9 protein-coding genes are annotated in these 8,726 nt (G+C 31.1%); all 9 read left to right on the top strand.

From position 1 onward, the window contains the following. Positions 1-179: 179 nt before the first annotated feature. The 9 genes from RTP52_RS19055 (at position 180) to RTP52_RS19015 (ending at position 8,701) form a co-directional block, all read left to right on the top strand. Positions 180-878, top strand: coding sequence for a hypothetical protein (locus RTP52_RS19055; RefSeq protein ID WP_312372937.1), 699 nt, complete (start codon positions 180-182; stop codon positions 876-878). A 148-nt stretch (positions 879-1,026) separates the two neighbouring features. Then, positions 1,027-1,500 carry a DUF3888 domain-containing protein gene (locus tag RTP52_RS19050; RefSeq protein ID WP_312372936.1) on the top strand — a complete coding sequence of 158 codons (474 nt, stop codon included), beginning with the start codon at positions 1,027-1,029 and terminating at the stop codon, positions 1,498-1,500. A 208-nt stretch (positions 1,501-1,708) separates the two neighbouring features. Then, the gene (locus RTP52_RS19045; RefSeq protein ID WP_312105570.1) at positions 1,709-2,599 is read left to right on the top strand and encodes a metallophosphoesterase family protein; all 891 of its coding nucleotides are present in this window, start codon (positions 1,709-1,711) and stop codon (positions 2,597-2,599) included. A gap of 1,333 nt (positions 2,600-3,932) precedes the next feature. Next, entirely contained in the window at positions 3,933-4,232 is a 300-nt protein-coding gene (locus RTP52_RS19040) for a hypothetical protein (RefSeq protein WP_312372935.1), read from the top strand. Positions 4,233-4,255: 23 nt separating this feature from the next. Further along, positions 4,256-4,855, top strand: a complete 600-nt coding sequence (locus RTP52_RS19035) for a DNA-3-methyladenine glycosylase I (protein ID WP_312372934.1) — start codon at positions 4,256-4,258, stop codon at positions 4,853-4,855. A gap of 51 nt (positions 4,856-4,906) precedes the next feature. Continuing rightward, positions 4,907-5,197: a YciI family protein gene (locus RTP52_RS19030; protein ID WP_312372933.1), complete on the top strand. Its 291-nt coding sequence runs from the start codon at positions 4,907-4,909 to the stop codon at positions 5,195-5,197. A 728-nt stretch (positions 5,198-5,925) separates the two neighbouring features. Next, a complete protein-coding gene (locus RTP52_RS19025) occupies positions 5,926-6,558 on the top strand; it encodes an ABC transporter ATP-binding protein (RefSeq protein WP_312372932.1) in 633 nt (210 codons plus the stop codon). A 106-nt stretch (positions 6,559-6,664) separates the two neighbouring features. Next, entirely contained in the window at positions 6,665-8,416 is a 1,752-nt protein-coding gene (locus RTP52_RS19020) for an FtsX-like permease family protein (RefSeq protein ID WP_312372931.1), read from the top strand. Between the two features lie 39 nt (positions 8,417-8,455). Continuing rightward, positions 8,456-8,701, top strand: a complete 246-nt coding sequence (locus RTP52_RS19015) for a hypothetical protein (protein ID WP_312372929.1) — start codon at positions 8,456-8,458, stop codon at positions 8,699-8,701. Positions 8,702-8,726: the final 25 nt, after the last annotated feature.

Raw genomic sequence — 8,726 nt, 5'->3', positions numbered from 1 at the left:
AGTGGAGGAGTTATTATGCAAGAAGTTTTCCCAACAAATCAAGAACTTAACATTGATGCAGATATAGAATGGCGTATTTTTGGCTCTTAAGAATATTTGAGGTTGATGCACAAATATTAAGGCTGTTATAATTTAACCAGAATTTCTATTAAATTAATCTGCTTTGGTGGGAGTTACATATGTATAATGAGTTAGTTACAGAGTTAAATACCCGTGGTGCAAATCTTATAAAAATAGTTGATATATCACAGCTCTCAGTAAAAGAAAACAGAGGGTATAACGTTGCTATTATAATAGGAGTAGTTCTTAGCTCTGGATATATCTTTCGTCAGTTAATAGAAAATATAGTAGATTATTCTGAATTTGGAGAAAAAGAGCGCCGTACTGATGAACTTGCAGAATGGATAGCTGATTTTCTTATTGCAAAAGGATACAGTTCATTTGCACAATCAGAAAGAAATCTAATAGATGGATATTATAATGAAAATACAAAAACTACTTTACTTCCACATAAAAAAATAGCTATATTAGCTGGATTGGGTTGGATTGGAAAAAGTAATTTGTTAGTAACACAGGAATATGGAAGTGCATTATGTATGTGTACCGTTTTGACAAATGCACCGTTACCTACTGAAAACAGACCAATAATAAAGCCAAAATGTGGTGAATGTACTATTTGTAAAGATATATGTCCAGCGGGTGTTATCCATGGTACTACATGGGAACGAGGTATGAATAGAGATTTAATCGTTGATGTGTACCAATGTGATGGATGCTTAAAATGTTTAGTAAACTGTTTTTGGACTAAAAAGTATGCTGAAAATAATATTGCTATATTTAATGAATGTGATGTTCATCAAGATTTTAATACGCTTTAGTTATCGATTACGAAATCCAATTTATCGTTGATAAAGTAGACAAATAGGAATTTTTTGAGATGTTGAATGATTCGCTGTTGTTTACAAAGGAGAATATTTATTTTTTGGCATTAATATATTGTAATGAATTGATACCATAGGTGAAGTCATGAATCATAATAAAAGATGGCAGTTTATCGTTATACTAATTTTGACGGGTATATTGCTTCTTGAAATGGTCTTTTATTTACGAAGAAATCACACCTTACCAACGTTTAGATACGAATCAACTACCGAATCCGAAACAAAAGATGAATTAATTATTGCTTTATTTATGGACAATATCATTGCAGATAGCAGTAAATTTTATGATAATTATTTTCCGGATGAATTAGGATATATTAATTATATGTTTAATATTAAAAATATTAAAAAAGAGGGTGAACCAGTAAATATTTACATTACCTTTGAGACAAAGCCAATTATAGGTGCACATATCCCTGTAGGGGATGATGAAATCACTTATAAAGTAGATGCACTCGGTAATAAAACACTTGTGAATTTTATTCATAAAAAATCATACAAAATTCCTGAAAGGTTAAAACCTAATATGATTAAGCCTTATCCCGAAACAAAGAATTAATATAGCAATAATTAACATTTGATTTAGGATTTACTTTGGGAGAGAGTAAAGGATAAAGTAACCGCTATCGAGCCGATATGTACATCCCTTTGGAAACAAGAAAGTTTACCACAGCTGATCCGGACAGTAATGAGTTTGGGTTTTAAGGTAAACAGTATAACTAATAATATACAGCTTATTTATAAGACCTTACGGAAAGGAAGCTATTATGATAAAATTTGCTGTTTTTACTGATCTACATTACGATCATATACCGGATGGGGGACAGCGTTTAGATGAATTTATAGATTCAATTCGAGGAGAAAATCTTGATTTTATTATGTCATTAGGTGATTTATGCCACCCCATTGATGAAAATAAGTTTATAATAAGTAAACTGAGAAAATTAAACATACCTCTATATTTTGTAATGGGAAATCATGATTCTGATTTGTTCTCTCAAGAAGAATGGGGAAAATTTGTAGGTGTTAAAGAATCATATCAATCATTTATAATTGATAACACGAAATTTATCATGCTTAATTCTTGTTATATGCAAAGTCAAAATGAATTTAGATGTTATTACAAACGGAATTATATTAAGAATGCGGATTTGTATCCAATTATTCCAGATTTCGAAATCAATTGGTTGAAAAATGAGATGAAAAGAGAAGATCTGAATTACGTTGTATTTTCTCATCATAGCTTAATTCATGAATTTGCAGATAGAGGGATAAAGAACCGAACTGAAATACAAAAAATACTTTCTTCTAGAAGTACAATTCTATGTATGAATGGACATGATCACGGTCAAGACTGCAAAATAATTCAAAATATACCTTATTATACACTTAATTCAATGTCATATATATGGCATGGATTAAAAAAAATATATTCTTATCCAAAAGCAATTCATGCTAAATATCCAGTTCTAGAAGATATAATTTTATATAAAAATGAACTTCACTGTATCGTAGAAATAGATGATCATTGTATTTGTATTAAAGGGATGCAAGGTGCTTACAAAGATATTAAACCAGAAGATGTTGGAATTACCAATAGAATTTGGAATGGTGTTTCTATTGAACCAGGAGTCTTAGACTTTAGAAATTCGATATAATGTACATAATAATAATAGAGCCTGTACCTGATTGGTAAAATATGAAATAACAAGGATAAGTAAGTTTTACTCTCAATAAGTTAATTACAATGCAGGAGAGAGGCCTTTATCCAATATAAATCTAATATATTAAATTTTATCATATTATAAATATACTCATTAATTGTAATAACTAAGGTGTACATCGGCCTACGAAAGCCTATCAGTAGCATATTTTTTGATAGATTTTCGTAGACCAAAAAGCTTTGTTATGATAATTGGTCCATATAATAAATATAGCAATATAAAGAAACTTCTTTGTGTAAACTTTGTGTCTCAAAATACGTGTTTTCTCAGGTATCTGATAAAAATCAGCTTTGTGCTAATTATGTGTCCAAAATTTATATCTTGATTACACGTATATAATAAAAGAGAGTACATTTTGTAAGTTATCTGACCAACATTGTGTAAATTTTGTGACCACCGACAGTAATAATCTAAATATCAAATGAAATATGATCAATTATTCAAATGAGTTTATAGAAAATTATTAATATAGAAAAAATATAGAAATATTCATATTTTATAAGAGTTACAAATATTCTACAATGTTATAGAAATTATTAATAATTAAATCTATTGAAAATGAATATTATTAGTCAGAGGTATGTGTACATCTCTGACTTTTTATTGTTTTTTGAATAATAATAAGAGATTGTTTTAGTATAATAAATGGAACATAAATGAACACAAAATATAATTAAGCAATAATCTGAATTCTAAGTGGTAATCTATGGTGTATTTTGTAATTATATGTTATATATCAAAATACTTCTTAATGATTAGTAACAGTATTTTTATTTTTATTAAATGTATTAATTTTTTAATAAGTTCGGGAATTGAAATTTTTATAATAAAGTAAGAAGATGTGCATTTTCGATTTTTGATATAGAAGGCTATATAAACAGAAAAGGTATAATTGACAACTATATACCTTTTCTCATATATGCCCGTTTATTTAATAAGTTATATGAACATATTTTTACAAAATTGCAGGTTAATATAGAATTATCACTAAATTACTATAGTCAATCTATAGACTTTAATGTACCGGATTATGTTGTTGCTCGAAAAGACGATTGTTATGAAATTTTTGAAATAGAATAGCAAATTATTTCTAGTTGCAGTTCATCAAATCATTTGAATAAATGCTAAAACACGGTATAATTATTTTATGTTTATCACAATTGGTAGCAAGTGTGTGCCGAAGATTATTTTGTAATATGACATAGCGCAGTCAAGTTTAATGTGTTACTATTAGATAATGGAAATTTTGTAAAGGAGTATTAATATTATGGCCAATACAGTTGAGTTTGCTTCTTTTAACCTTAAAAAGGGAGCATCGGTACCAGAATTTTTACTTGTATCAGACAGATTTAATAGTATATTTCTCTCTAAGCAAAAAGGCTACATTTCTCGGAAACTGCTATGTGATGGCGAGATGTGGGCTGACTCGGTTTTGTGGGAAACGATGGAAGATGTTCATAGGGCATATAAGAATGCCGATGTAGATGCTGCAGCTTGTGAGTACTTGTCATTTATGGATGAGCAGAGCGTTAAAGTTCTTTTTCTTCCGGTAGAGAAAAGTTATTAGATTACGATTGGAGTACAGATTTTATGAATGAAAAAGTAAGATGCTCATGGACGGGAAATATTCCTATATACATAGATTATCATGACAACGAATGGGGACGGCCTGTACATGATGATGTAAAACTTTTTGAAATGCTTATTTTAGAGGGTATGCAGGCAGGACTTTCATGGTTAACAGTTCTTAATAAGAGAGAAGCATTCAGAGAAGCTTTTGATGGATTTGACCCTAACAAAGTAGCCCTTTATGGCGATACAAAAATTCAGGAACTCATGGTAAACGAGAAAATAATAAGAAATCGGCTAAAAATTAATGCGACTATAATCAATGCTCGTGCTTTTTTAAATGTTGCAGAAAAACATGGAAGTTTTGATAAATTCATCTGGAAATATGTTGATTATATTCCTGTTACAGGCCATTGGAAAAGGCATGAGGATTTGCCCGCAACCAGCCCGCTCTCCGACAGAATAAGTCGTGATTTAAAGAAAATGGGTTTTAAATTTGTTGGCTCGACTACAATTTATTCATTTATGCGGGCTATAGGTATGGTTAATGACCATCTTACGGATTGTTATGTATTTGAGGAGATACTAAATGAGCTTCTTCATGATGGGAAAAGTCGGTGACATTCTAATGAATGTAAGTGCATAATATTAATCAATTATGGAGGACAGGAAATGGCAAAATATGTTGTGATTTATCAGGATGAGCGAAAAGACGACTTGGAATTGGACTTGTTGAAAGGTCATGTGGAACATTTGAGAGATTTACATTCACAGGGGATTTTAATTTTGTGCGGGCCTTTAAAAAATAGCGACGGTAAGGGTTTGCTGATATTTGAGTCAAATTCTCAGGAGGAAGTAGAAAGCTGTGTATTAAAAGACCCATTCATCAATAAAAAATGGTATGCCAGTTATCGTATTTACGAATGGATTGAGGCAAACGACAGTAATAATTGGCTTGCTTGATAATGATGAGTATAATGTTTGATAATTAATCGTATAGTAAGCCTTATGTAAAGTACTTGTGTGATACACAATATATTACGGAAGCAGCATATTGGCAACCAAGATATGTTAAAGCGCAATTGTGGAGTATATTACCTTGAATTAATAAGTCTTAATAACTTACCGATTCAATTAGACAGATTTATGTCCGTATTATAACAATTTGACACTTTTATGTCCGTTTATATTCTAAAAATTCGTTAATACTGTACTTTGAAATGATAGTAATTTTTAATAAAAGTTAAACTATCTACTTTTAGATAAATTTATGTCCGTAATATTATATAGAAGAGTACCATTAAAGCAAATGTAAGTTGTTTAGAAAGATTTATGTCCAGGATTTAGATACATTTATGTCCCTCAACATCAATGGACATGTCCATTGAAATAAATGTTAGGGAATTTACAATTTTAAACTCATCTTGAAAGCCTTGATTTAGCTGGCTTTCTTTTTTTGTCCACTTTTGCTTCCCTAACTTTATCTTCATTTATTTATGAAGTATATGTTGGGGAATTATGTAATTTGAAACAAATATTAGGGAATATCATTAAAATTGAAGTAAATGATAGGAAATGTAATATTAGGAGAATTAATTTTTAGTTGTTATTCAAATGTTTATATTTTTATAGACTTTATCTTAGCCCAATTGACTTCTTAACTATTTCTTCATATCGAGGACTATCTGCAAATGGTATCTGAAGAAGAGAAAGAATATGCAGAAGTGTTGCCCATCAGAGGAAAAATATATTCTATAGTAGGAGAATCTGGAAGTGGAAAGAGTACTTTTTTATCCCTTCTAGCAGGGTTGGATTTACCTACCTATGGGACTCTCTATATACAAGGGAACGATATTCGTTCCATAAATCGTGATAAATATTGGATGGAGAAGGCATCAATGGTTTATCAGTTATTTCATTTATTCCCCTTATTAACAGCACTGGAAAGTGTAATGTTTCCAATGACATTGAAAGGTGTATCAATCAAAGAAGCAAAAGAAAAAGCAAAAGAGCTAATTAGTAAAGTAGGGCTAGGTGAAAAGATATTAAAGCAGTTCCCCCAAATGATGAGTGGGGGAGAGCAGCAAAGAGTGGCTATTGCCAGGGCAATGGCATCAGGTGGAAACATTCTACTGGCAGATGAACCTACTGGCAAATTAGATACAAAGAATGAGGTATATATTGTTAATTTATTAAAGGATTTAGCCCATAAGGAAAATTATGCAGTCATAATCGTAACTCATAATACAAAAGTTGCATTAGAAACAGATATGATATTACGTATGCAAGACGGAATATTAATTGAGGTACAAAAAAATGATTAGAAACAGCATTAAACAAATATTGCGTATACCTATTAGAAGTTTTTCGTTTTTGCTACTAATTGCTGTTTCCAGTATGTTTCTCACGCTAGGAGCTATACTTTGGATAATGAACAACTCAATTATAAGCATCTATGAGGATACTTTCATTACCATAGGAACAGTAGAACAAAAGGCGTTGTCTATCAACACAGTTACCAGGTGGAATGCTGAAAAAAAAGATTATGAATTACGCCAGCAGTCAGTATATTCAAGGTTGTTTCCGGCTTCGGTGTTATCTTTTGATGGAGCAAATTATACCCAGGAGCCAGAGAAGCGATCTTACTATGGTTCATATGCCCCTGATTATACATTAGTACATACGGATAAAGTTTATGATGAATTATTGATTGCTGAAGTAACACCCTTAGAAGACTGTATTCCAAATGAATCAGTAAAAATAAAGATTAGCAAGCTAATTTGGGGCAATTCCTCATTAGATGGTACAACAATCTGGTTCTGCAACCATTATTATGAAAATCCCAAACCTCTCGAAAAAGGCAAAAGTTATTCCATGGTATTAATTAAAACTACATGGGCCCATGGCTCACATTTTGAAAAGTCATTGGATGCAGATTTATCAACGCTTGAATATGGGCCTGGTAATATCCAAATCGAAGAATATGAATCAGACGGTACCCTTATGAAAGAGCCTTTAGAGAATGAGAAGAATAATACCTCTCCGTACTATGAAGTGACAGAAGGGTTCTACGACAGAGATATTGGAAAAAGGCTATTGAATCTAGCAAAAGGATATAGCATGTCATATAAAACCCAGCCTGTTACTGGAACCAATTCCACCATTCTTTTAATGCCCTTTTATAATGGAGATGCTTATATTAGTCAGGGAAGAGATATATTAGATGCAGAATATGAGGATGGAAAAAAGGTATGCCTTGTGTCTGATAAATTTGCAATAAATAATAATCTTACAGTTGGTAACAAGATTAATGTACAACTTTATTTTACAAATAGTAAAAGTTCTGCAGGTCGAGATTTCCTTTTATATGGTGGAAGAGTTATTTATTCATCGAATGGGGCAAATGGAGCAGTCTATTCTGTTTTTGAAGACAGCTGGTATACCATTGTTGGTATCTATACAGCTTCTCAAGGTGCTGGCCAATATAACTATAGTATGGGAGGAGATGAGATTGTTGTACCTATAAATTCCATTGAAAATCGGAGTTCCAATATTGTGGCATATGGTCCAATGAAGGGTTATAATACCTCCTTTCAGCTCCCAAACGGCAATATAGAAGAATTTCTATCTAAATGGGAGAAATATGGTACCGGTGAACTTGAAATCACCTTTTATGATATGGGATATTCACAGATTGAATCAGGACTTGAAAATATGAAACATATGTCTCTTGTACTTTTAGTAATTGGATTACTGATGGTTATTTTTCTCTTGCTGTTTTATAGCCATCTATTTATTAGTAATCAAAAAGTGCGAACCGCTATTGAACGCTGTCTGGGAGTCACTAAAAAAAACTCTAAAAGATCTTTACTTATTGGAATTATACTTTTACTTTTCCTTGGAAGTACCATTGGATGCAGTATGGGTGGTCTCTTATCACGACATATTTCCACTAAAAATTTAAATCATATTTATTATGATTCTAGATATAGTAATAGAGCTGATATGGAAATAAAAGAAACCATCTTGGAGGAAAAAGAAAATACGTTGGTAATAGTACTTACGACTTTAGTATCCATCATATTTATTATCTTACTAGGGATACTTATTTCCATCCATAGAATCAATCAAAACCTAAAAATGGAACCTATGAAGCTACTTAATGAAAAAAGGAATCAATAACTTAGAAAATAAACGAAAATACTTAAGGAGGTAATTTATATGGATACATATATTAATAAGTCACCTTATATTCATTTAATGAAAAATTCTTCAGGATATTATCTTTTTGATATAAATAAGAGAGATATTTTAGAAATTCCTCAAAATGTATATTATTATTTGGATCTAATAGAATCGGAAGATGTTATAGCTGATGATGACACTCTTCACTATATTGAAGTGCTTAAAAAAAGGGGATATTTAAAAGAAAATAGGAATCGAGTAGGAGGAAATTTCCCTAACTGAGAAATTTCCGACCTCTCACACCACC

This window comes from Lachnoclostridium sp., assembly GCF_031997925.1.
GTDB lineage: Bacteria > Bacillota > Clostridia > Lachnospirales > Lachnospiraceae > Lachnoclostridium.
Note: the sequence above shows the minus strand (reverse complement) of the source record. Positions and strands in the feature narration are given on the sequence as shown.

Coding starts and splice junctions, on each gene's coding strand:
- RTP52_RS19030 (WP_312372933.1), top strand. CDS start 4,907: ATGGCAAAATATGTTGTGATTTATCAGGATGAGCGAAAAGACGACTTG.
- RTP52_RS19025 (WP_312372932.1), top strand. CDS start 5,926: ATGGTATCTGAAGAAGAGAAAGAATATGCAGAAGTGTTGCCCATCAGA.
- RTP52_RS19035 (WP_312372934.1), top strand. CDS start 4,256: ATGAATGAAAAAGTAAGATGCTCATGGACGGGAAATATTCCTATATAC.
- RTP52_RS19020 (WP_312372931.1), top strand. CDS start 6,665: ATGAACAACTCAATTATAAGCATCTATGAGGATACTTTCATTACCATA.
- RTP52_RS19045 (WP_312105570.1), top strand. CDS start 1,709: ATGATAAAATTTGCTGTTTTTACTGATCTACATTACGATCATATACCG.
- RTP52_RS19050 (WP_312372936.1), top strand. CDS start 1,027: ATGAATCATAATAAAAGATGGCAGTTTATCGTTATACTAATTTTGACG.
- RTP52_RS19040 (WP_312372935.1), top strand. CDS start 3,933: ATGGCCAATACAGTTGAGTTTGCTTCTTTTAACCTTAAAAAGGGAGCA.
- RTP52_RS19015 (WP_312372929.1), top strand. CDS start 8,456: ATGGATACATATATTAATAAGTCACCTTATATTCATTTAATGAAAAAT.
- RTP52_RS19055 (WP_312372937.1), top strand. CDS start 180: ATGTATAATGAGTTAGTTACAGAGTTAAATACCCGTGGTGCAAATCTT.